16 protein-coding genes and 1 riboswitch are annotated in these 23,523 nt (G+C 68.2%); of the genes, 11 read left to right on the plus strand and 5 right to left on the minus strand.

The window, feature by feature from the left end; all coding sequences use genetic code 11:
• Nucleotides 1–14: 14 nt before the first annotated feature.
• The 3 genes from IV113_RS11675 (at nucleotide 15) to IV113_RS11685 (ending at nucleotide 5,210) form a co-directional block, all read left to right on the plus strand.
• Nucleotides 15–1,730, plus strand: a complete 1,716-nt coding sequence (locus IV113_RS11675; protein ID WP_291084861.1) for an NADH-ubiquinone oxidoreductase-F iron-sulfur binding region domain-containing protein — start codon at nucleotides 15–17, stop codon at nucleotides 1,728–1,730.
• Complete coding sequence (locus IV113_RS11680; protein WP_291084864.1) at nucleotides 1,727–4,681, plus strand: molybdopterin-dependent oxidoreductase; 2,955 nt, start codon at nucleotides 1,727–1,729, stop codon at nucleotides 4,679–4,681. The genes IV113_RS11675 and IV113_RS11680 overlap by 4 nt, the downstream gene beginning before the upstream one ends.
• 91 nt (nucleotides 4,682–4,772) lie before the next feature.
• Nucleotides 4,773–5,210, plus strand: coding sequence for a universal stress protein (locus tag IV113_RS11685; RefSeq protein ID WP_291084867.1), 438 nt, complete (start codon nucleotides 4,773–4,775; stop codon nucleotides 5,208–5,210).
• 3 nt (nucleotides 5,211–5,213) lie between these two features.
• Here IV113_RS11685 and IV113_RS11690 read toward each other — a convergent pair whose 3' ends face one another.
• Nucleotides 5,214–6,347: an ABC transporter substrate-binding protein gene (locus IV113_RS11690; protein ID WP_291084870.1), complete on the minus strand. Its 1,134-nt coding sequence runs from the start codon at nucleotides 6,345–6,347 to the stop codon at nucleotides 5,214–5,216.
• 130 nt (nucleotides 6,348–6,477) lie between these two features.
• On the opposite strand from IV113_RS11690, the gene uvrA reads away from it, so the two are divergent.
• Nucleotides 6,478–12,477, plus strand: coding sequence for an excinuclease ABC subunit UvrA (uvrA, locus tag IV113_RS11695; protein ID WP_291084873.1), 6,000 nt, complete (start codon nucleotides 6,478–6,480; stop codon nucleotides 12,475–12,477).
• Between the two features lie 3 nt (nucleotides 12,478–12,480).
• Here uvrA and IV113_RS11700 read toward each other — a convergent pair whose 3' ends face one another.
• Nucleotides 12,481–12,942 (minus strand): Lrp/AsnC family transcriptional regulator, encoded by a 462-nt coding sequence (locus IV113_RS11700; RefSeq protein WP_291084877.1) that lies wholly within the window; start codon nucleotides 12,940–12,942, stop codon nucleotides 12,481–12,483.
• A gap of 109 nt (nucleotides 12,943–13,051) precedes the next feature.
• On the opposite strand from IV113_RS11700, the gene mdeB reads away from it, so the two are divergent.
• Both mdeB and IV113_RS11710 read left to right on the plus strand, forming a co-directional pair.
• Nucleotides 13,052–15,628, plus strand: coding sequence for an alpha-ketoglutarate dehydrogenase (mdeB, locus tag IV113_RS11705; protein WP_291084880.1), 2,577 nt, complete (start codon nucleotides 13,052–13,054; stop codon nucleotides 15,626–15,628).
• A gap of 14 nt (nucleotides 15,629–15,642) precedes the next feature.
• Nucleotides 15,643–15,963, plus strand: a complete 321-nt coding sequence (locus IV113_RS11710) for a hypothetical protein (RefSeq protein ID WP_291084882.1) — start codon at nucleotides 15,643–15,645, stop codon at nucleotides 15,961–15,963.
• Here the strand turns inward: IV113_RS11710 and IV113_RS11715 are convergent, their stop codons facing one another.
• Genes IV113_RS11715 through IV113_RS11725 form a run of 3 tightly spaced genes read right to left on the minus strand, consistent with a single transcriptional unit; the run spans nucleotide 15,964 to nucleotide 18,483 of the window.
• Complete coding sequence (locus IV113_RS11715) at nucleotides 15,964–16,347, minus strand: hypothetical protein (RefSeq protein ID WP_291084885.1); 384 nt, start codon at nucleotides 16,345–16,347, stop codon at nucleotides 15,964–15,966.
• Between the two features lie 52 nt (nucleotides 16,348–16,399).
• Nucleotides 16,400–17,674, minus strand: a complete 1,275-nt coding sequence (locus IV113_RS11720; protein ID WP_291084888.1) for an MFS transporter — start codon at nucleotides 17,672–17,674, stop codon at nucleotides 16,400–16,402.
• Nucleotides 17,671–18,483, minus strand: a complete 813-nt coding sequence (locus tag IV113_RS11725; RefSeq protein ID WP_291084891.1) for an HAD-IIB family hydrolase — start codon at nucleotides 18,481–18,483, stop codon at nucleotides 17,671–17,673. Before IV113_RS11725 ends, IV113_RS11720 begins: the two co-directional genes overlap by 4 nt.
• A gap of 89 nt (nucleotides 18,484–18,572) precedes the next feature.
• Nucleotides 18,573–18,660, plus strand: a riboswitch (S-adenosyl-L-homocysteine riboswitch).
• A 63-nt stretch (nucleotides 18,661–18,723) separates the two neighbouring features.
• Between IV113_RS11725 and ahcY the strand changes: the two genes are divergently transcribed.
• The 5 genes from ahcY to IV113_RS11750 are packed head-to-tail and all read left to right on the plus strand — an operon-like array spanning nucleotide 18,724 to nucleotide 23,457.
• Nucleotides 18,724–20,154, plus strand: a complete 1,431-nt coding sequence (gene ahcY / locus IV113_RS11730; RefSeq protein WP_291084894.1) for an adenosylhomocysteinase — start codon at nucleotides 18,724–18,726, stop codon at nucleotides 20,152–20,154.
• Between the two features lie 5 nt (nucleotides 20,155–20,159).
• Nucleotides 20,160–20,918: a TlyA family RNA methyltransferase gene (locus IV113_RS11735; protein ID WP_291084897.1), complete on the plus strand. Its 759-nt coding sequence runs from the start codon at nucleotides 20,160–20,162 to the stop codon at nucleotides 20,916–20,918.
• Between the two features lie 42 nt (nucleotides 20,919–20,960).
• Nucleotides 20,961–21,791, plus strand: a complete 831-nt coding sequence (gene metF, locus IV113_RS11740; RefSeq protein WP_291084900.1) for a methylenetetrahydrofolate reductase [NAD(P)H] — start codon at nucleotides 20,961–20,963, stop codon at nucleotides 21,789–21,791.
• On the plus strand, nucleotides 21,788–22,204 hold the full coding sequence (locus IV113_RS11745; RefSeq protein ID WP_363318611.1) for a septal ring lytic transglycosylase RlpA family protein: 417 nt from the start codon (nucleotides 21,788–21,790) through the stop codon (nucleotides 22,202–22,204). Before metF ends, IV113_RS11745 begins: the two co-directional genes overlap by 4 nt.
• Nucleotides 22,201–23,457 (plus strand): LysR family transcriptional regulator, encoded by a 1,257-nt coding sequence (locus IV113_RS11750; RefSeq protein ID WP_291084903.1) that lies wholly within the window; start codon nucleotides 22,201–22,203, stop codon nucleotides 23,455–23,457. The genes IV113_RS11745 and IV113_RS11750 overlap by 4 nt, the downstream gene beginning before the upstream one ends.
• Nucleotides 23,458–23,523 lie beyond the last annotated feature (66 nt).

Genomic DNA, 23,523 nt, shown 5'->3' on the forward strand with positions numbered 1-23,523 from the left:
GCTAGGCTGACGGCATGAGCACCGTGATCCCCATCCGCCCCCTGAACGAGCCTGTCCGCAGCCGCCCACGCCACGCACCCAAGGGTCGGCAAGTGCAGCCCGCCGCGCGAGAACGGGTGGCCACTGTGTGTGCCGGCCTGGCGCCGCGCGCCGACCTGCTGATCGAACACCTGCACCGCCTGCAGGACGGCGAGGGCGCGCTGCGCCACGGCCACCTCGCCGCGCTGGCCGAACACCTCAAGCTCAGCCAGGTCGAGGTGTTCGAGGTCGCGAGCTTCTACCACCACTTCGAGATCGTCGACGACGACGCGGCCGTGCCTGCCACCGTGGTCCGCGTGTGCAACAGCCTCTCGTGCACCCTGGCCGGCAGCGAAGCCTTGATGACCGACCTGCAGACCGCCCTGGCGCACGACACCTCGGTGCGTGTGCAGGCCGCGCCCTGCATCGGCCAGTGCCACCGCGCACCGGCCGCCTGCGTGGGCCAGCGCCAGTTGTCGCATGCGAGCGTGGCCGAGGTGCAGGCCCTGCTCGCCAGCGGCGACACTGGTCCGCGCGAGCTGCCGGTGCCCGAGGCCTCTGAGCTCAGACCGTTGCAGCGCCTGCTCTCTGGCGAGCTCAGCGCCGAGGCGGTGCTCGCCGAGCTCAAGGCTTCCAACCTGCGCGGCCTGGGTGGCGCGGGCTTTCCGGCCTGGCGCAAGTGGGAGACGGTGCGCGCGCAACCCGGCCCGCGCCACATGGTGGTCAACATCGACGAGGGTGAAGTCGGCACCTTCAAGGACGGCCACGTGCTCACCAGCGCGCAGGCCGGCGCACCGCAGGTGCTGGAAGGCCTGCTGATCGCTGCGCAGGTGGTCGGCATCGAGCACGTGTGGCTGTACCTGCGCGACGAATACCACGACGCGCGTGTGCTGCTGCAGCGCGAACTTGACACGCTGGAAACCCGGCTGCAGGTGCTGACCGTGCAGTACCCGGGCTATCGGCCACCGCGCATCGAGTTGCGCCGTGGCGCGGGCGCCTACATCTGTGGCGAGGAGTCGGCGCTCATCGAATCGGTGGAAGGCAAGCGCGGCCTGCCGCGCCTCAAACCCCCCATCGTCGCGCTGCACGGCGTGTTCGGCCGGCCCACGCTGGCGCACAACCCCGAGACCCTGTGGTGGTTGCCCGAGATCCTGGCGCACGGCGGTGCGTGGCTCACGGCGCACGGGCGCGCCGGGCGCAACGGCCTGCGGCGCTTTTCGGTGTCTGGCCGCGTGAAGCAGCCGGGTGTGTATCTCGCGCCCGCCGGCATCACGCTGCGCGAACTGATTGATGAACACGCTGGCGGCATGGCCGAGGGCCACACGCTGTATGCGTACCTGCCCGGTGGCGCGTCGGGCGGCATCCTGCCGGCGGCACTGGCCGACGTGCCATTGGACTTCGACACCCTGGCCGAGCATGGCGCTTTTGTGGGCTCCATGGCGGTGGTGGTGCTGGGGCAGCACGACAAGGCGCGCGACGCCGCGTTGAACCTCATGCGGTTTTTTGAACACGAATCCTGCGGCCAGTGCACGCCCTGTCGCGCCGGCACCACCAAGGCGGTGGAACTCATTCAGGCGCCGGTGTGGGACGCACCGCTGCTGGCCGAACTCTCTCAGGTGATGCGCGACGCCAGCATCTGCGGCCTGGGCCAGGCCGCGCCGAATCCGGTGGACAGCGTGCTGCGGTTCTTTCCTCACGAGGTGGGCGCATGAAGACCAACGACCTGCCGGACCACGCGACGCCGATCGCCTTCACGCTCAATGGCCGCGCGCTGGAAGCCGCGCCGGGTGAGACCTTGCTGAAGGCCGCGCAACGCGCCGGCGTGGCGGTGCCGCACCTGTGCCACAAGGACGGCTTGCGCAGCCCGGGGAACTGCCGGGCGTGCATGGTGGAAATCGAGGGCGAACGTGTGCTCGCCCCGTCATGCTGCCGCGCGCCCACGCCGGGCATGGTGGTCACCACCGACAGTCCGCGCGCGGCTGCGGCGCAGAAGACGGTGCTGGAGCTGTTGTTGTCGGATGCACCCGACACTGCAGCGCTCAAGTTCGACAGCGAGTTGGCGCATTGGGGGCAAGTTGCCGGTGCGCAGGCAAGGCGTTTCCCCTCGCGCACCCACTACCCCGTTCGGGCTGAGCCTGTCGAAGCCCAGCGCACACCACCCGTGGATGCCCTTCGACAGGCTCAGGGCGAACGGGTATTGGCTCAAGGCGAACGGATGTCCGCTCAGCCCGAACGGTGGGGCGCCGACACGTCCCACCCGGCGATGACCGTCAACCTCGACGCCTGCATCCAGTGCACGCGCTGCATCCGCGCCTGCCGCGAGACGCAGGGCAACGACGTGCTGGGTCTCGCGTTTCGCGGTGGCCATGCGCAAATCGTGTTCGATCAGAACGACCCCATGGGCGCGAGCACCTGCGTGGCTTGCGGCGAGTGCGTGCAGGTCTGCCCCACGGGCGCGATTGCGCCGGCCAACGGTGCGTACGCGAAGGCTTCACAGCAGCAGGTGGATTCGGTTTGCCCTTTCTGCGGCGTGGGCTGCCAGCTCACCTACCACGTGACAGACGAGAAGATCGAGCACGTCGAGGGCATTGCCGGCCCGGCCAACGAAGGCCGGTTGTGCGTCAAAGGCCGTTTTGGTTTTGACTACGCGCACAGTCCCGAGCGGCTCACGCGCCCGCTGATCCGCCGGGCGGACGCACCCAAAGATCCGCAGGCGGTGATGCGCCGAAACTGGCGCGAACTCTTCCGCGAAGCCAGCTGGGACGAAGCGCTGGACGCTGCCGCGAATGGCTTCAAGCAGGCGATGGCCAGCACCACCGCGCGCGGGCGCCAAGGCCCGGTGGCCGGCTTCGGCTCGGCCAAGGGCACGAACGAAGAGGCCTACCTGTTCCAGAAGCTGATCCGCACTGCGTTCGACACGCACAACGTGGACCACTGCACGCGCCTGTGTCACGCGTCCAGCGTGGCCGCGCTCATGGAAGGCCTGGGCTCGGCCGTGGTCACCAACCCGCTGCGCGACGTGCAGCACGCCGACTTCGTGCTGCTGATCGGCGCCAACCCCGCGCAGAACCACCCGGTGGGCGCGACCTGGATCAAGAACGCGGTGAAGCAGCGCGGCATGAAGCTCGTGCTGGCCGATCCGCGCCGCACCGAGCTCGCACGCCACAGCTGGAAGCACCTGGGCTTCAAGTCGGGCACCGACGTGGCGCTGCTCAATGCGCTGCTGCACGCCATCGTGTTCGAAGGCCTGACCGACCCGGCCTACATCGAGGCCCACACGCTGGACTTCGCACAACTCAAGGCCCACCTGGTGGACTTCTCGCCTGAAGCCATGGCGCCGGTCTGCGGCATCGATGCGGCCACGCTGCGCGAAGTGGCGCGCGCCTACGCCACGGCGAAGAACGCCATGATCCTCTGGGGCATGGGCATCAGCCAGCACACCCACGGCACCGACAACGCGCGCTGCCTGATCGCGCTCTCGCTCATCACCGGCCAGATCGGTCGCCCCGGCACCGGTCTGCACCCGCTGCGCGGGCAAAACAACGTGCAGGGAGCGAGCGACGCGGGGCTGATCCCGATGGTGCTGCCCGACTACCAGAAGGTGGGCGACACACAGGCCCGCGAGAAGGCCGAGCATTTGTGGAACCTGCCGCCCGGCACGCTGGGCAGCGAGGCGGGCCTGACCGTGGTGGAGATCATCGACGCCGCCCACCGACGCGAGATCCGCGCCATGCTGATCCAGGGCGAGAACCCCGCCATGAGCGACCCCGACGCCACCCATGCCCGCGAAGCGCTCGCCGGGTTGGACCACCTGGTGGTGCAGGACATCTTTCTGACCGAAACCGCGAGCCTGGCCGACGTGGTGCTGCCCGCCACCGCCTGGCCCGAAAAGACCGGCAGCGTGACCAACACCGACCGCTGCGTGCAGCTCGGCCGCAAGGCCGTGCGTGCGCCCGGCGAAGCCATGGCCGACGCCTGGATCACCGAACAGCTGGCGCGCCGGCTCGGCCTGGACTGGACCTACGGTGTGGCCGCCGACGGCACTGCTGCGACGGATGCGCAGGGCGGCATCGGCGCGGTATTTGAAGAGATGCGCGCCATGATGCCCAGCATCGCCGGCCTCTCGTGGGCGCGGCTGCAGCGCGAAGGCGCGGTGACCTACCCGGTGAGCAGCGAAAACGACCCCGGCCAGCCGGTGGTGTTCACCGACGGTTTCCCCACCGCCAGCGGGCGCGCCTCGCTGGTGGGTGCCAGCGTCACGCCGCCGGCCGAGGTGCCGGATGCGTCGTTCCCGATGGTGCTCATCACCGGGCGCCAGCTGGAGCACTGGCACACCGGCAGCATGACACGGCGCAGCGAGGTGCTTGATGCGCTGGAGCCCGGCCCGGTGGTGAGCCTGCACCCCACCACCGCGCGGCGGCTGGGGCTGAGGGCGGGTGCTCTGGCGCAGGTGCGTTCGCGCCGTGGCGAGGTGGCGCTGCCGGTGCGGCTGGACGACGCGATGCCGCTGGACACGGTCTTCATCCCGTTTGCCTACGCCGAAGCGGCGGCCAACCTGCTCACCAACCCGGCCCTGGACCCGGTGGGCAAGATCGCCGAACTGAAGTACTGTGCGGTGGACGTGCGGCCCTCGGTGTCCACGCAGGAATCGGCCCGGGTTTGATCTGACGCAAGGCCTTTGAGCCCGGCCCCTCCTACGATGACCGTGCCGTCTCGTGCGGCCTTGTTCATTCATCACCTGGAGGAGATCGACCATGTTCAAAAAAATCCTGCTGCCCACCGACGGCTCCGAACTCGGCGTGTTTGCCACCCGCGCCGCCGTGCAACTGGCCAAGAGCCAGGGCGCGCAAGTGGTGGGCGTGTACGTGATCGACCCGTTCCCCTACATCGGCATCGGCGACGCCTCGGCCATCGGTCTGCAGTCCTACCTGACGGAGGCCAAGGCCGCTGCCGGCGTGGCGCTGGATGCCGCGCGCATGGCCTGCGCGGCCGACGGTGTGCCGTTCACGGGCGACACCATCGAACGCAACGTGGTCTACGAAGGGATCATCGAGACGGCCGAGGCCGAGGGCTGCGACCTGATCGTGATGGGTTCACACGGCCGCCAGGGCGTGAAGGCGCTCATCCTGGGCAGCGTGGCGCAAAAGGTGCTGACCCACGCGAAGGTGCCCGTGCTGATCGTCAAGTCTTGACGATCAGCGCATGAATTTTCCGTTGGCGTTCACGATCGACAAATCGGAAAAGTCCAGACCGGTGTGGTCCGTGGCGCTGTAGTTGATCTGCAGACCACCGATGTCGTAGTTGCGCATGCCTTCCAGCGCGTCGCGCAAGGCCACCGGTGTCGGGTTGGGGCCGGCGCGGCGCAGGCCTTCCGCCATCACCTTGGCCGCGGCAAAACCTTCCATCATGGCCGGTGACACACCCTCCAGGCCCTTGGCCTTGGCCAGGTCCTGCGCTTCCTTGATCAGCGGGTAGGCCACCGAACGTTCGTTGGGGAACACCTGCGTCACGATCACGCCACGGGCGTGTTCGCCGAGCAGTTTGATGAAACCGTCGGAGGCGTTGTTGGACAGCGTGACCAACTGGGCCCGCGAGCCCGCCGCGCGGATCGCCTTCATGCCGTTGGCGGCGTTGCCGGCCGAGCCGATGACCATCACCGCCTGGGCGTTGCTTTTGGCAACACGAGCCGCCAGTTCGGTGAAGTCGGGTTTGTCACGCGGGAATTTTTCCTGCAACACCGGCGTCTGCTTCACGGTGGCGAAGCCTTTCAGAGCGCCCGCGGCCGAGTCGGCGCCAAACGAGTCGTCGGTCTCCAGCAGCGCGATGCGCGTGATGCCGATGCTCGCCAGGTGCTCGATGGCCTTGGCGGCTTCGCGCTGGTAGGTGGCGCGCACGTTGAACACCCAGGGGTTCACCGGCTCGTGCAGCACCATGGCGCCCGTGCTCGGGCCCACCAGCGGCACCTTGAACTCGGCGAGCATGGGCAGCAGGGCCTGTGAATGCGGTGTGCCTCGGTTCAGGAACAAGGCCAGCACCTTCTGCTCGGTGATGAGCTGGCGCGAGACCTCCACCGTGACCTTGGGGTCGAACTTGTCGTCGACCGACACCAGCTCGATCTTCTGGCCGTTGACGCCGCCACGCGCGTTGACCGCGTCGAAGTACAGCCTGGCGCCATCGATGTTCTCTTTCACCCCGGCCGCCACCGAGCCGGTGATGCCCGTTGGATTGCCGATGCGCAGTTGCGCCCAGGCGGGCAGGGTGATGGTGATGAGGCCGGCCAGGCCGAGGGTGGCGAGGCTCCTGGGCCAGGAGGTGAAGTTTTTTTTCATGGGTTTGTCTCCGAAGATGGGCACAGTCTAGGCAGCCTGGTCGGGCGGGAAATTGTGGGTATGACGTACACGGCAGGGGGTATGTCACGCGGCTCCGTAGAATCTTTGCGTCCCCCTCTGGAGCCCCTGCATGTCCGATGCCTTTTTGCCCGCCGAGTTGCCTGTGGACGCGATTGCACCCGCGTCCGACGATGAGGGGCGCGACCGACCGACGGAAGGTGGCACTGGCCTGATCCGCATCCGCGGCGCGCGCCAGCACAACCTGAAGAACATCGACCTCGACATCCGCACCGGCGAACTCACGGTCGTCACCGGCCCCAGCGGTTCGGGCAAGTCGAGCCTGGTGTTCGACACCCTGTTTGCAGAGGGCCAGCGCCGTTACGTGGAAACCTTCAGCGCGTATGCGCGCCAGTTTCTCGACCGCATGGACAAACCCGCGGTGGACCGGGTGGAGGGCGTGCCACCGGCGATCGCGATCGACCAGACCAACCCGGTGCGCAGCTCGCGCTCCACGGTCGGCACCATGACCGAGCTCAACGACCACCTGAAGCTGTTGGTCGCGCGCGGTGCCGAGCTGTTCGACCGCGACACCGCGGCGCTGGTGCGGCACGACTCGCCGGAGTCGATCTACGCGGAGCTGAGTGCCCGCGCGGCGGCGCAGGGAGATCCCAGACTCGTCGTCACCTTCCCGGTGGAGCTGCCCGCGAGCACCACGCCCGAAGAAATCGAACAGTGGCTTTCGGCCAGCGGCTACACGCGGGTGCAGGCCGAGCGGGTGGTGCAGCGCGCCATCGCACCGGTCGATGAAAAGGCCAAGACCAAAGGCAAGGCCAAGGCCGCGCCCATGGAGTCGATCAAGGTGCTCGACGTGGTGGCCGACCGTTTCCGCATCGGCACCACCGAACCGGCGCGCGTGATGGAAGCCATCGAGGTCGGCTTGAAGCGGGGCAGCGGCAAGTTGATGGTGTATGCCCTGAAATCGGAATCTGACCCCCAATTGGGTGGGGAGCCCGAGATCTGGAGATTCAGCACCGGCCTGCATTGCCCCGAGAGCGACATCCGCTACAGCGAGCCAACGCCGTCGATGTTCTCGTTCAATTCGGCCGTGGGCGCCTGCGAGGCCTGTCGGGGTTTCGGGCGGGTGATCGGGGTGGATTACGGGCTGGTGATTCCGAACGACAAGCTCACGCTGCGCGCCGGGGCCATCAAGGTGTTCCAGACGCCGGCCTGGAAAGAGGCGCAGGACGACATGATGCGGCACGCCGAGGCCGCCGGCATCCCGCGCGACACCCCGTGGGCCAAGCTCACCGATGAGCAGAAACACTGGGTCAGGGCCGGCTCGCCGCAGTGGAACGGCAAGTGGAACCAGCACTGGTACGGGGTGGACCGCTTCTTCGAATACCTGGAGAGCAAGGCCTACAAGATGCACATCCGCGTGCTCTTGTCCAAATACCGCAGCTACACCGAATGCCCGAGTTGCCACGGCGCGCGCCTCAAGACCGACAGCCTGCTCTGGCGCCTGGGCACGAAGGCGCAGGCGGATGCGGTGCTGAAGCCCGCGAAGCGTTACTTGCCGCAGGGTGTGAAGTGGTCACGCACGCAACTGGAGGCCTTGCCCGGTCTGTGCCTGCACGATCTGATGTTGCTGCCGCTGGATCGGTTGCGGGTGTTTTTTGCCTCCCTGGCTCCCTCCCACACGCGCGGGGAGAAGGAGCCGAACACCGGGCAGGCGCAGGCCCTCAAACTCCTGCTCGACGAAATCAACACCCGCATCCGTTACCTCTGCGAGGTCGGCATCGGCTACCTCACGCTCGACCGGCAAAGCCGCACGCTCAGCGGTGGCGAGGTGCAGCGCATCAACCTCACCACGGCGCTCGGCACCTCGCTGGTGAACACGTTGTTCGTGCTCGACGAGCCCAGCATCGGCCTGCACCCGCGCGACATGGCGCGCATCAACGACGCCATGCTGCGCCTGCGCGACGCCGGCAACACGCTGGTGGTGGTCGAACACGATCCGGCCGTGATGCTGGCCGCCGACCGCCTGATCGACATGGGCCCGGGCCCGGGTGAGCGCGGCGGGCAGATCGTGTTCGACGGCACGCCCGAGCAGATCCGTTCGGCCGACACACTCACCGGCGCCTACCTCGGTGCGCGCAAGACCATCGGCATGGGTTTCAAGCGCGCGGTGACCGACAGCACGCCGCGCCTGATTCTTGAAGGCGCGCGCGAACACAACCTGAAGGACGTGTCGGTGGAGTTCCCGCTGCAGCGCCTGGTGGTGGTCACCGGCGTCTCGGGCTCGGGCAAGTCCAGCCTCATTCAAGACGTGCTGGCCCCCGCGCTGCTGCGCCACTTCGGCAAGTCCACCGACACGCCCGGCGCGCACGACCGCTTGCTGGGTGCCGACCTGCTCTCCGAGGTGGTGTTCGTCGACCAGTCACCCATCGGCAAGACCGCGCGCTCCAACCCGGTGAGCTACGTGGGCGCGTGGGACGCCATCCGCGCGCTGTTCGCCGACGCGCCGCTCTCGCGCCAGCGCAGCTACACGCCCGCCAAATTCAGCTTCAACAGCGGCGACGGGCGCTGCCCCACCTGCGGTGGCTCGGGCTTCGAGCACGTGGAGATGCAGTTCCTGAGCGACGTGTATTTGCGCTGCCCGGACTGCGATGGCAAGCGTTACCGGCCCGAGATTCTGGAGGTGCGCATCGAACGCGGCGCTCGCTCGCTCAACGTTGCCGACGTGCTGGACCTGACGGTCAGCGAGGCGGCGGAGCTCTTCAAGGCCGACAGAGAGGTGATCCGCGTGCTGCAACCCATCGTCGACGTGGGCCTGGAGTACGTGAAGCTCGGCCAGCCCGTGCCCACGCTTTCGGGTGGCGAGGCGCAGCGCTTGAAGCTCGCGGGCTTCCTGGCCGACGCCTCCAAGAGTGCGAGCGCGAGCCGCCAGCCGCTCTCGCGCAAGGGCACGCTGTTCCTGTTCGACGAGCCCACCACCGGCCTGCATTTCGACGACATCGCCAAGCTCATGCGAAGCTTGCGCAAGCTGCTCGATGCGGGCCATTCGCTGGTGGTGATCGAGCACAACCTGGACGTGATCCGCTCGGCCGACTGGCTGATCGACCTCGGCCCCGAGGGCGGTGACGCCGGTGGCCTGGTGGTGGCCGAGGGCGCGCCCGAGCAGGTGCGCGAACACGCGAGCAGCCACACCGCCAAGGCGCTGCGCGAGTACGCGCTGTCCATGGGCGAGGTGCACGCGGTGCGCGAAGGCCGCGCGTCCGACTACCTGGGACAGTCCAGCGGCCTGGCCGCCGCCGCCCGCCGCAGCGACAAACACGGCCACGCCATCCGCATCGTCAACGCCAAGGAACACAACCTCAAGAACTTGAGCGTGGACATCCCGCGCGGCCAGTTCAACGTGATCTCGGGCGTGAGCGGTTCGGGCAAGTCCACGCTGGCCTTCGACATCCTGTTCAACGAAGGCCAGCGGCGCTACCTCGAGAGCCTGAACGCCTACGCGCGCAGCATCGTGCAGCCCGCGGGCCGGCCCGAGGTGGACGCGGTCTACGGCATCCCGCCCACGGTGGCGATCGAGCAGCGGCTCTCGCGCGGCGGGCGCAAGAGCACGGTGGGCACCACCACCGAGGTCTGGCATTTCCTGCGCCTGCTCTATGTGAAGCTGGGCACGCAGCACTGCGTGCACGACGGCGCGGCCGTGATGCCGCAGAGTGCCGACAGCATCGCCGCCGCCATCCTCCAGCGCTACGCCGGCCAGCACATCGGCCTGCTCGCTCCGCTGGTGGTCAACCGCAAGGGCGTCTACACCGAGCTGGCCGACTGGGCGCGCCCGCGCGGCCACACCCACCTGCGCGTGGACGGCGAATTCCTCCCCACCACCGGCTTCCCGCGCATCGACCGCTTCAAGGAACACACCATCGAGCTGCCGGTGGCCGACTTCGTGGTGAGCGCCGACCAGGAGGCCCAGCTTCGCAGCCAGCTGGCCAAGGCGCTGGAGATCGGCAAGGGCGTGGTGCACGTGCTGCACCCGCTCGACGGTCTGGCTCGGGCTTTGGAAGAAGGTACTTCGACGCGTGACCTCGGCCGGCTGGAGGTGTTCTCCACCACGCGTGCCTGCCCGGTCTGCGCCACCAGTTACCCCGAACTCGACCCGCGCCTGTTCTCGTACAACAGCAAGCACGGCTGGTGCCCTGACTGTGTGGGCACTGGCCTCAAACTCTCGCGCGACCAGCGCACCGTGCTCGACGATTCGGTGCGCGACGACAAGGAGCGTGGCCGCGAGCAGAGCTTTGCCGAACCCGAGGTGGACGACCTGGTGGACGAGGTGTGCCCCGGCTGCGCGGGCACTCGGCTGAATGCCCAGGCCCGCGCGGTGAAGTTCAGCGCCGTGGGCATCACCGATGTGGCGCGGCTTTCGGTGCGCGAGGTGCGGCAGTGGGTGCAGGCGTTGATCAACAATGCCGTTCGCCCTGAGCCTGTCGAAGGGCATCCAGACTCGCAGGGGCTTCGACAAGCCCAGCCCGAACGGGGTTTTGTGATGAGCGTCCGCGAAACCGGCATCGCGCGCGACCTGTTGCCCGAAATCGAAAGCCGCCTCGCCTTCCTCGAAGAAGTGGGCCTGAACTACCTGACCCTGGACCGCGGCGCGCCCACGCTCAGCGGTGGTGAGGCGCAGCGCATCCGCCTGGCGGCGCAGCTCGGCAGCAACCTGCAAGGCGTGTGTTACGTGCTCGACGAGCCCACCATCGGCCTGCACGCGCGCGACAACGCGATATTGCTCAACGCGCTGCACAAGCTCGGCGACATGGGCAACACGCTGGTGGTGGTGGAGCACGACGAAGACACCATCCGCCGTGCCGACCACATCATCGACATCGGCCCCAGCGCGGGCAAACGCGGCGGGCGCGTGGTGGCGCAGGGCACGGTCGACGACCTGTCGGCGAACCCCGAGTCGGTGACCGGGCGCTACCTGCTGCATGCGATGAAGCATCCGCTGCAGGCCAGAAGGCCTGTGTTGCCCCCTCTCCCGCCAGCGGGAGAAGGTGAGGGTGCCCCCTGGCTCCACGTGCACCGCGCCCAACTTCACAACCTCAACCAGCTCGACGCCGCCGTGCCGCTGCAGCGCCTGGTCGTCATCACCGGTGTCTCCGGCTCGGGCAAGTCCACGCTCGCGCGCGACGTGCTGCTGACCAACGTGGCCGCCGCTGTCTCCCAGCGCAGCACGAGAGCCGGCCGCGACGCGATGGACCAGGGTCAATACCCCGCGTGGTCCGGCTGTGCCGGCGTGAGCGGTTTCGAGACCGTGGACCGCGTGCTCGAAGTCGACCAGACGCCGATCGGAAAAACACCGCGCAGCTGCCCGGCCACCTACATCGGTTTCTGGGACACGGTGCGCAAGCTGTTCGCCGACACGCTGGAAGCCAAGGCGCGTGGCTACGGCCCGGGCCGTTTCAGCTTCAACACCGGCGAAGGCCGCTGCCCGGGCTGCGAAGGCCAGGGCATGCGCACCATCGAGATGAGCTTCCTGCCCGACGTGAAAGTGCCCTGCGAGGTCTGCCACGGCGCGCGCTTCAACCCCGAGACCCTGGCCGTGACCTGGAAGGGCAAGAGCATCGGCGACGTGCTGCAGATGGAGGTGGACGAGGCGGTGGACTTTTTCGCCGCCATGCCCAGCATCGGCCACCCGCTGCAGCTGCTGAAAGACGTGGGCCTGGGTTACCTCACGCTGGGCCAGCCCAGCCCCACGCTCAGCGGTGGCGAGGCGCAGCGCATCAAGCTCGTGACCGAACTCAGCAAGGTGCGTGACGACATCACGCGCCGTGGCCAGAAGCCGCCGCACACGCTGTATGTGCTGGACGAGCCCACGGTGGGCCTGCACATGGCCGATGTGGAAAAGCTCATTCGCGTGCTGCACCGCCTGGTGGACGGTGGACACAGCGTCATCGTGATCGAGCACGACCTGGACGTGATGGCCGAAGCCGACTGGATCATCGACCTCGGTCCCGAGGGCGGGGGCGGTGGTGGCCTCATCGTGGCCGCCGCGCCGCCCGACGAGGTGGTGCGGCTGGACACGCACACCGGGCGCGTGCTGGGGCCGGTGCTGGCGCGCAGCTGAACCTCAGTTGCGCGGCAGGGGCAGGGCGGTCTTGTACCGCACCTGCTTGAGCGTGAAGCTGGATCGAATCTTCTCCACCTCGGGGATGGGGGCCAGCCGGTCCAGGATGAAGCGCTCCAGTGCCGCCATGTCGGCCACCACCACGCGGATCAGGTAGTCCGAGTCACCGGTCATGAGGTAACACTCCATCACCTCGTCGTGGTCGGCAATGCGCTCCTCGAAGCGCGCCAGCGCTTCCTTGCGCTGGGTCTTCAGGCTGATGTTGATGAACACGTTCAGCCCCAGCCCCAGGCTCGCCGCGTCGGCCAGCGCCACGTACTGGCGGATCACGCCCGCGGCTTCCAGCGCCTTGACCCGCGCCAGGCACGGCGAGGGGGACAGCCCCACGCGCTTGGCCAGCGCCACGTTGGACAGCGAGCCGTCGTGCTGCAGCTCGTGAAGGATGCGTCGGTCGATCTGGTCCATGGCTTCTTGTGTTGACGATTGAACGGAGTGCGGCAGATTGTGCTGCCAAAGGACAGTATTGCAAGCTGTTTGGCAGCACATGCCGGCGAGTCACCGGTACAGTGATCCCATGAATGCCCGCCCCGACATCGACCATGATCCCGATCCGCACGAAACCGCCGAATGGCGCGATGCCTTTCTGGCGCTGGTCCAGACGCAGGGCCCGGCCCGCGCCCGCCAGATGCTGGACGAGCTCGCCCGGCTGGCGCGTGGACAGCGCGTGGCCTGGCAGCCCGAGCTCAACACGCCCTACGTCAACACCATCGCGGTCGAAGACCAGCCCGCCTTCCCCGGCGACCTCGCGGTGGAAGAACGCCTGGCCTCGCTGATGCGCTGGAACGCGTTGGCCATGGTGGTGCGCGCCAACCAGGCGTACGGCGAACTCGGCGGCCACGTCGCCAGCTACGCGAGCGCGGCCGACCTGTTCGAGAGCGGTTTCAACCACTTCTTCCACGCGCGCAGCGACAGCCACGGCGGCGACCTGGTGTTCTTCCAGCCGCACAGCGCGCCGGGCGTGTACGCGCGCGCCTTCCTCGAAGGCCGCCTGAGCGAAGCCGACCTGCTGCACTACCGCCAGGAAATCACCGCACCCGCCAGCGGCGCGCGCGGCCTCTCGAGCTACCCGCACCCGTGGCTCATGCCCGACTTCTGGCAGTTCCCCACCGGCTCCATGGGCATAGGCCCGATCAGCTCGATCTACCACGCGCGCTTCATGCGCTACCTCACGCACCGCAACCTGCAGAACTGCGAAAACCGCAAGGTCTGGGGCGTGTTCGGCGACGGCGAGATGGACGAGCCCGAAAGCATGTGCGCGCTCACGCTGGCCGCGCGCGAGAAACTGGACAACCTGGTGTGGGTGGTCAACTGCAACCTGCAGCGCCTGGACGGCCCGGTGCGCGGCAACGGCCGCATCATCGACGAGCTGGAAAAACTGTTCGCGGGCGCGGGCTGGAACGTGATCAAGCTGGTCTGGGGCAGCGACTGGGACGGCCTGTTCGCGCGCGACACCACGGGTGCGCTGGTGCGTGCCTTCGCGCAGACGGTGGATGGGCAAATGCAGACCTTTGCCGCCAAGGACGGGCGCTTCAACCGCGACAACTTCTTCGGCCAGAACGAAGAGCTCGCGCGCCTCGCGCAGGGCATGACCGACGAGCAGATCGACCGTCTGAAGCGCGGCGGCCACGACCTGGTGAAGATCCATGCGGCCTACGCCGCGGCCGCGGCCCACACCGGCCAGCCCACCGTGATCCTCGCGCAGACCAAGAAGGGCTACGGCATGGGCAGCGCGGGCCAGGGCAAGATGACCACGCACAGCCAGAAGAAGTTCGACGGCGCCGACCTGATCGAATTCCGCAACCGCTTCAACCTGCCGCTGTCCGACGAACAGGCCACCGGCCTCAACTTCTTCAAACCCGCCGACGACAGCGCCGAGATGCGTTACCTGCGCGAGCACCGCGCACAACTCGGTGGCGCCATGCCACGCCGCGAGACCGCCTGCGAGGTGGTGCCCGTGCCCGCGATCGAGGCCTACGCCACCTTCGCCCTGAAGGCCGACGGCAAGGAAATGAGCACGACCATGGCCTTCGTGCGCATGCTGGGTGGCCTGCTCAAGGATCCGCAGCTCGGCCCACGCATCGTGCCCATCGTGGCCGACGAAGCGCGCACCTTCGGCATGGCCAACCTGTTCAAGCAGGTCGGCATCTACAGCAGCGTGGGCCAGCGCTACGCGCCTGAAGACATCGGCTCGGTGCTGAGCTACCGCGAGGCGCTGGACGGGCAGATCCTCGAAGAAGGCATCAGCGAAGCCGGCGCGCTGGCAAGCTGGACCGCCGCGGCCACCAGCTACAGCGTGCACGGCCTGGCGATGCTGCCGTTCTACATCTACTACTCCATGTTCGGCTTCCAGCGCGTGGGCGACGCGATCTGGGCCGCGGCGGACCAGCGCTCGCGCGGTTTCCTGCTCGGCGCCACCTCGGGCCGCACCACGCTGGGCGGCGAAGGCCTGCAACACCAGGACGGCAGCAGCCACCTGGTGGCCGCGACCATTCCCAACTGCAAGGCCTGGGACCCGGCGTTCGCGGGCGAGCTCGCGGTGATCGTGGACGCGGGCATGCGCGAGATGCTGGTCGAGCAGCAGGACGTGTTCTATTACGTCACGCTGATGAACGAGAACTATGCCCAGCCCGATCTGCCCGAGGGCGCGGCCGAAGGCGTGCTCAAGGGCGGCTACCGCTTCGGCCAGTTCGGTCCAGCCAACGCCGGGCAGCGTGTCACCCTGCTGGGCTCGGGCGCGATCTTCACCGAGGTGCTCAAGGCGGCCGAACAGCTCGCCGCACAGGGCATCGGCGTGGAGGTGTTCAGCATCACGAGCTGGAGTGAACTCGCGCGCGACGGCGTGGTGAACGGCGAGGAGTCGCATCTCACGCGCCTGCTGGCCAACAGCGCGGGCCCGGTGATCGCCGCGACCGACTACGTGCGCACCGTGCCCGAGAGCGTGCGCGCCTTCGTGCCTGAAGGCCGGCGCTTCCACACCCTGGGCACCGACGGCTTCGGCCGCAGCGACACGCGCGCCGCGCTGCGCGCCTTCTTCCAGGTGGATGCCGACAGCGTCGCGGCGCGCGCCCGGCAGGCGTTGACCGGGGCTTGAGCTAAGCTGCCGTGGTGCAGCACCAGGTCATCCACATCCACCCGTCCGCTCCGGCCCAGCCCACGCTCGGCGCGCCGTGCAATGGTTGTGGCGTGTGCTGCATGGCCGAGCCCTGCCCCCTCGGACAGGTGATCTCGCGCAGGCGGCACGGCGCTTGTGGTGCGTTGCGTTGGGACGAACAGCTATCGGTGTACCGCTGCGGCGCGATCACCGACGCCGCCGGCGTTCTGGGTCCACGCTGGCGCTGGGCGGCGCCGGTGCTGCGCCAACTGGCGCGCCGCTGGATTGCCGCAGGGGTGGGTTGTGACGCCCACCTGCAGAGCGAGCGGGGCTGATCAGCGCGCGAACAGCACGACCACGCCGATGACCAGCGCGGCGATGACAAACATGAATAGCCGCGTGCGCACCCGCAGCAGCTCCACGGCCGCCACCAGGCGTGCGTTCTGCTCGGCGAGTTCGGCCAGGGTCTGAGCCATCTGGGTCTGCGTCTGGGCTTGTTGATCGATCAGCTGCCGGGCTTCGATCAGCCGGTTGCGCAGCTCACCCAGGCTGGGTGGCGTGTCCGACACGAGGTCCATGGGCATGGCGGTGGCGGTGGGGCTCTCGGGCGCCTTTTGCCGGTCCATCAGCTTGCGGGCGGCGTTGAGCACCTTGGGCGCGTGTTCGATCACGTCGCCCCAGGGGATCACTTTGAGGGCGAGCAGCCAGGGGATGGCCATGTGGGGGTCCTTTCGCAGGGCGGATGACGCGGAATGCACCCTTGGGAGCAGCTTAACCCGGTGGGGTTCCCGCAGATGGGGACGGAGCGGCGCCTCTCAACAGCCACCAGCCCACCCCGGCCACCGACAGCAGCAGCGCCGGAAATCCCACCGTGGGCGCCCACTGCAGGGTCGCGGCCCCCAGCGCCGGTGCCAGCACGCCGCCCAGCGTGTACGACAGCACCAGCACCGCGGTGCTGTTGACCAGGGTGATGCCGTCTTCGCGCGAGCCGATGTCGATCATGGCCAGGGTGTAGAGGCTGCCGCCGGCGCCGCCCCACAGGAAGGCCACCGGCGCGGCCAGCCAGGGCGTGTCGGCCACGAAGGGAATCACCAGCGTGGCCAGCAGCGTGATCAGCGCGCACACCCGCATGATCTTCAGGCGCGTGGCGCGGGCGTTGCCCCAGCGCTGCTTGGGGTGGTGGGCCAGGCGGTCGGCCAGCAGGCCGGCGGGCAGCATCATGAGTGCGCTGCCCAGACCGCTGGCCGAGACCAGCAGCGCAGCGGCGGTGGCGCCCAGGCCGAGTGCCAGGCCGTACAGCGGCAAGATGGACGTGAGGCCGCTCTCGAAGAAGCCACCGACGAAGCCCACCGTCATGATCAGCGGGTGCGCGCGCAGTGCGTGCCACACGCCCGACAGGCCCACCTGCGCACTGTGCGTGTCGGCAGCGGCGGGCATGCGCGGAATGAGCAAGCTCCAGCCCAGGCCGAACACGGTGAGCGTCAGCGCCAGCCAGAGCGCGGCATCGCTCTGCGCGCCCAACCAGGCCAGCACCAGCGGGCCCAGCACGAAGGTGGTGCCGACCATGGTTTCGAAGATGCCGACATTGCGCCCACGCTGCGCAGGTGGAGAAAACTCCGCGACCACCGCTTCGGCCAGCACCCAGCGCAGGCCGGCGGCCATGCCCTCGATGAGGATGCAGACGAACCACAGCACCAGCGAGTTGCTGAAGAGGAAACCACTGATGGCCACCACCGGCACGAAGGCCGCGAGCCGGAGCGAGGGCCGCCGGCCCAGTCGCTGTGTGATGGCCGAGGCGAACGGCGTCATGGCGAACACACCGAGCCACCCCGTGGCCACGAACACACCCGCCAGCGCGGTGGACACGCCGTCGCCCTTGAGCCGCAAGAGCAAGAGGGGCATGAGCATGAAGTAGCCCACCAGCTGGAAAAAGGTGGAGCCGAAGATCGCCACCAGCCCGAGGCGCGCTTGCGTGGGCACGGGCGTGCCGGGCGCGGTGCCGGTGATGGCATGGCTGTGCTGGGGTGGCAACGGGTGTTCGCTCATGTCGACCGTGCATTCAACACCGCGTTGGCCACCTCCGCAAAGCCCGCGCCGCGCTCACCCTGCGTCACATGGCGCGGGTGGTGGCGGAGCGCTGCCCAGAAGCGCGCCACGTTGGCCACGCCCACGCTGTGCGGGAAGTGGCCGAACATGCGGGCGTCGTTGGTCGAGTCGCCCACGTAGACCCATCGGTCTAGTTCGGCGTCGAGGTCGCGGCCCAGGCGCGTGCGCACGATCCAGCGCGCGCCGACGAGCTTGTCGTGTTCGCCGATCCAGCCGTTGATGTGGATCGAACTCACGGTGGCGTTGAGCCCCTCGCTGCGCATGAGGGCCACCACCTGCGCGATCTCGGCCTCGCCCAGGTGAGCGAACTCGCTGTGGTCGATGGCGATGTCGGTCTCGCGCCCGGGGCTGTCGGTGGTCAGGCGGGTCTGTGGCAATTCACGCAGCACGCGCTGCGCCACAGCCTGCAGGCGGGCGAAGTTGGTGGTTCGCGTGGCCGCGTCCTGCAGGTAGTCGCGGCAGAGCCGTCCATCAGCGCCGCGCCACAGCGCCACAGCGCCGTTCTCCGCCACGATGGCGTCCACCGGCCAGGCCAGGGCAAAGGCTTCGCTCCAGCCCGCTGGCCGGCCCGTGATCGCCAGCACCGGCAGACCGGCGGCGCGCAGGCGGTGCAGGGCGTCCAGGGCGTCATCCGTGATGGCACCGTCCGTCGTCAGGGTGTCGTCGATGTCGGTCAGCACGCCGTGGATGCGCTCGCGCGCCGCGGTGGGCCACAGGTCGAGCGGGGAGGGCGCGGGGATGGTGGGCATGGGGCCGGCAGTGTCGCACAGGCTTACAAATTGGCAGGTCTCCGGCATCACAGACCACACACCCGGCGGCATGCTGGGCTAAAATCCCGCATCCGAGGAGCGTTGCAGCGTCCCCACTGACCAGTTCAGAAGCGGGGCGTGAGGCTCGGACCATCCATGCAACGACGCTCATCCACATCCCGTGCGATGAGTTTTTTTTCGCCCGCCGATGTGGTTTGTCCATCCCTTCTGGAGCGAACCATGAATGCACGTCTGAACACCCCCCTCACCGATTGCGCGATCGCCGACATCTCCCTGGCCGAATGGGGCCGCAAAGAGGTCAAGATCGCCGAGACCGAAATGCCTGGCCTGATGGCCATCCGCGAAGAATTCTCTGCTGCCAAGCCGCTCAAGGGCGCGCGCATCACCGGCAGCATCCACATGACGATCCAGACCGCGGTGCTGGTCGAAACCCTGCAAGCCCTGGGTGCCAGCGTGCGCTGGGCCTCTTGCAACATCTTCTCCACGCAAGACCACGCCGCCGCCGCACTGGTGGCGCAAGGCACGCCGGTGTTCGCGCACAAGGGCGAGACCCTCACCGAGTACTGGGACTTCACGCACCGCATCTTTGAATTCGGCGCCGCCGGCACCGAAGGCGAAGGCCCGAACATGATCCTGGACGACGGCGGCGACGCCACGCTGCTGATGATCCTGGGCCAGAAGGCCGAGAAAGACATCTCGGTGGTGGCCAACCCGACCAGCGAAGAAGAGACCTGCCTGTACGCCGCCATCAAGGCCAAGATTGCCGTGGACCCGACCTGGTACAGCCGCAAGGCCGCGCAGATCATCGGCGTGACCGAAGAGACCACCACCGGCGTGCACCGCCTGAAGGAAATGAGCGCGAAGGGCACGCTGCCGTTCCGCGCCATCAACGTCAACGACTCGGTGACCAAGAGCAAGTTCGACAACCTGTACGGCTGCCGTGAATCGCTGGTCGACGGCATCAAGCGCGCCACCGACGTGATGATCGCCGGCAAGGTCGCCTGCGTGGCCGGCTACGGTGACGTGGGCAAGGGCTCGGCCCAGGCCCTGCGCGCGCTGTCGGCCCAGGTCTGGGTGACCGAGATCGACCCCATCAACGCCCTGCAGGCCGCGATGGAAGGCTACAAGGTCGTGACCATGGAATACGCCGCCGACAAGGCCGACATCTTCGTGACCACCACGGGCAACAAGTCCATCATCACGCACGACCACATGGCCGCGATGAAGGACCAGGCCATCGTTTGCAACATCGGCCACTTCGACAACGAGATCGACATCGCCTCGATCGAGAAGTACAACTGGGACGAGATCAAGCCCCAGGTCGACCACGTGACCTTCCCCGACGGCAAGAAGATCATCATGCTGGCCAAGGGCCGCCTGGTGAACCTGGGCTGCGGCACCGGTCACCCCAGCTTCGTGATGTCGAGCTCGTTCGCGAACCAGACCATCGCGCAGATCGAGCTGTTCACCCAGCCGCAGAAGTACGAAGTGGGCCAGGTCTATGTGTTGCCCAAGCACCTGGACGAGAAGGTTGCTCGCCTGCACCTGAAGAAAGTCGGCGCGATGCTGACCGAGCTGACCGACGAGCAGGCCGCTTACATCGGTGTGAACAAGGCTGGCCCGTACAAGCCGGACACCTACCGGTACTGAGCCCCATGCGGGCAGACCAACTGCTCGTCGAGCGCGGGCTGGCGGCTTCCAAGTCGCAAGCCCAACGGCTGATTGCATCGGGCGTGCGCTGGCGACTGCTTCCGGGCGACTGGAAAACCATCTCGAAGAACGGCGAAGAGCTGCGCGAGACGGTGGAACTGCAAGCGGTGGACAACGCCGAGACGAGGTTCGTCTCGCGCGGTGGACTCAAACTCGACGGCGCCCTGCAACGCGTGGCACTCGACGTGCGCGGCCTGCGCTGCCTCGATGTGGGTCAGAGCAGCGGTGGTTTCACCGACTGCCTGCTGCAGCGCGGCGCGGTGCAGGTGGTGGGTGTGGACGTGGGCCAGGGCCAGTTGCATCCGGGGCTGCGCGGCGATGCGCGCGTGGTCTGCATCGAGAAATGCAACGCTCGCGACCTGTCGGCCGATGTGCTGCAGGCTGCGGGCGGACCACCACCGTTCGACCTCATCGTGGGCGACCTGTCGTTCATCTCGCAAACACTCGTGTGGCCAGCGCTCATGCCCTTGCTCAAGGCGGGCGGGCATGTGCTCATGCTGGTGAAGCCGCAGTTCGAACTGCAACCCGAGCACATCGGCAAGGGCGGCCTGGTCAAGAGCGAGGCCAGCTACCCGCTGGTGCGTGAGCGCATCGAGCAGGTGGTCAAGGACAGCGGTCTTGCGCTGCTGGACTACTTCGAGAGCCCGATCACCGGGGGTGACGGCAACCGCGAATTTCTGGTGTTCGCCCGCAGCCCGGTCTGAGGCCGCTGGCGGTGTCGAACCCGCACATTTCTGGAGAACCCCATGGGCCTGCCCGTGAGTCTTGAATTTTTTCCGCCCAAGACGCCCGAGGGCGTGGACAAGCTGCGCGCGGTGCGCCAGCAGCTCTATGGATTGAAGCCCGAGTTCTGCTCGGTCACCTACGGCGCCGGCGGTTCCACGCAAGAGGGCACCTTCAACACGGTGCGTGACATCCTTGCCGAGTCCGTGCCGGCGGCCTCGCACTTCTCGTGCATCGGCGCCACCAAGGCCTCGGTGCGCGAGCAGCTCGCCACGCTCAAGACCATGGGCGTGAAGCGCCTGGTGGCGCTGCGCGGTGACCTGCCCAGTGGCTATGGCGCGGGCGGCGAGTTCCACTACGCCAGCGACCTGGTGTCTTTCATCCGCGGCGAGACCGGCGACGACTTCCACATCGAGGTGGCGGCCTACCCCGAGGTGCACCCACAGGCGAAGTCACCCGAGTCCGATCTGCAGGCCTACGCGACCAAGGTGCGCGCGGGTGCGCACTCGGCCATCACCCAGTATTTTTACAACAGCGACGCCTACTTCCGCTTCGTGGACGACGCCGTCAAGCTCGGTGCCGACGTGCCGGTGGTGCCCGGCATCATGCCCATCACCAGCTCCACCCAGCTCATGCGTTTCTCGGATGCGAGTGGCGCCGAGATCCCGCGCTGGATCCGCCTGCGGCTGCAGGCTTTCGGCGACGACACGGCGTCGATCAAGGCCTTTGGCCTGGACGTGGTGACCGACCTGTGCGACCAACTGCGCAACGGGGGCGTGCCGGCGCTGCACTTCTACACCATGAACCAGAGCGTGGCCACGCTGGAAATCGCGAAGCGGCTGCAGTTGTCATGAGCTTCAAGTCCGCGTTCACGCTCGCACTGGCCACCGTGTTGTGGCTCGGCGGCTGTGCGACGCGGGTGCCTTCGGTGCCACCCCTGTCCGATGCGGAGGAACCCGCGGCCGTGCCGGACGCGCGCGAGATCGAGCGCGGCCGGGCCTCGTGGTACGGCGAGCCCTTTCATGGGCGACGCACCGCCAGTGGCGAAATCTTCAACATGAACGAGCTCACCGCCGCCCACAAGACCTTGCCCTTCGGCACGCGCGTGCGGGTGCGCAACCTCGCCACGGGCCAGGACGTGTTGGTGCGCATCAACGACCGTGGCCCTCATGTCAGGGGCCGCATCATCGATCTGAGCCGCGCCGCCGCTGCGCAGGTTGGCCTGCTGGGCACTGGCACGGCGCCGGTGGTGCTGCTGGCCGAATGAACGCCGAGCTACCGGCTGGTGCCCCGGGCGGGCCCGTGGTGCTGCGCTGGTTGCATGTGTTGACGGCCGTGGTCGCGCACGGCAGCGTGGCCCGAGCGGCCGCCGAACTCTGCCTGTCGCCCTCGGCGGTTTCGCGCGCGGTGCGCCAGACCGAGGCTGCCATCGGCATCGACCTGTTCGAACGCGGCGCGCGCGGCATGACCGCGCTGCCGGCGGCGCGCCAGCTCGCGCTGCGTGCCCAGCGCGCCCACGAACAACTGCTCAAGGCCGATGCCACCGGTCGGGCCAGAGCGGCCACCCCACGCCGTGCGCTGCGCGTCTCGCAGATCACCGACGGCATGCTGCACGCGCTGGTGTCCACCGCGCGCAGCGGCGTTGAGACGGTGGCGGCGGCCACACTCGGCGTGTCGCAGCCGGCGGTGCACTTGCGCCTGCGCGCGCTGGCCCACCTCGCGGGCACGCCGCTGGTGCGCCGCACCGACCGTGGCGTGCGCCTCACCGAGGCCGGTGAACGCTGGGCTGCCGCGGCCGAACTCGCCTTGAGCGAATTGCGCGTGGCCGAAGAAGAACTGGCCGGCTGGCGCGGCCTGGCCGTGGGGCAACTGGCGGTGGGTGCCCTGCCCATGGCGGGCACCGAGTTGGTTCCACGTGCGCTGGGTCGGTTGCTGGAGCGCCTGCCCGGCGTGCAGGCCACGGTGGCGGACGGTACCTACGAAACGCTGCTGCACCTGTTGCGCCATGGAGAGATCGACCTCGTTGTGGGCCCGCTGCGTGGCGCGCTGGCAGCGGCCGACATCGAGGAGCAGACGCTGTTTGTCGACCACCTGGTGCCGGTCGTGCGCGCCGGGCATCCGTGGTTGGGGCGCTCGAAGGCGGTGCTGCGCCGGGGCTTGTCGGGCGCCGACTGGATCTCGCCCCTGCGTGGCTCCCCCGCGCGCGCGGCGTTCGAGGCGGCGTTTCGCGCCGCCGGGCACGAGCCACCGGCAGCGCGGCTGCACGCCAACAGCCCGTCGGCGGTGCGCGCCCTGCTGCTGCAGTCCGACCGGGTGGCTCTGCTGTCTCCGCTGCAGGTCCTGAGCGACGTGGCCAGCGGCGTGCTCGCCGTGCTGCCCCTGCCGCTGGCGGGCACCGAGCGCGCCATCGGCATCACCACGCGGCGCGGTGGCCTGCCGTCGCCGGCCGGTCGGGTGTTCATGGACGAACTGCGCGCGGTGGTGGATGAACTTCAACTGACGAGCGCCAGGCCGGTATAAGCAATTCGGCAGGCTGGCGTGGGCAATTGCAGCCCGGATGGTCACCACGGTGGTGATACTGGAAGG

It is taken from the genome of Hydrogenophaga sp., from assembly GCF_018780385.1.
GTDB lineage: Bacteria > Pseudomonadota > Gammaproteobacteria > Burkholderiales > Burkholderiaceae_C > Hydrogenophaga.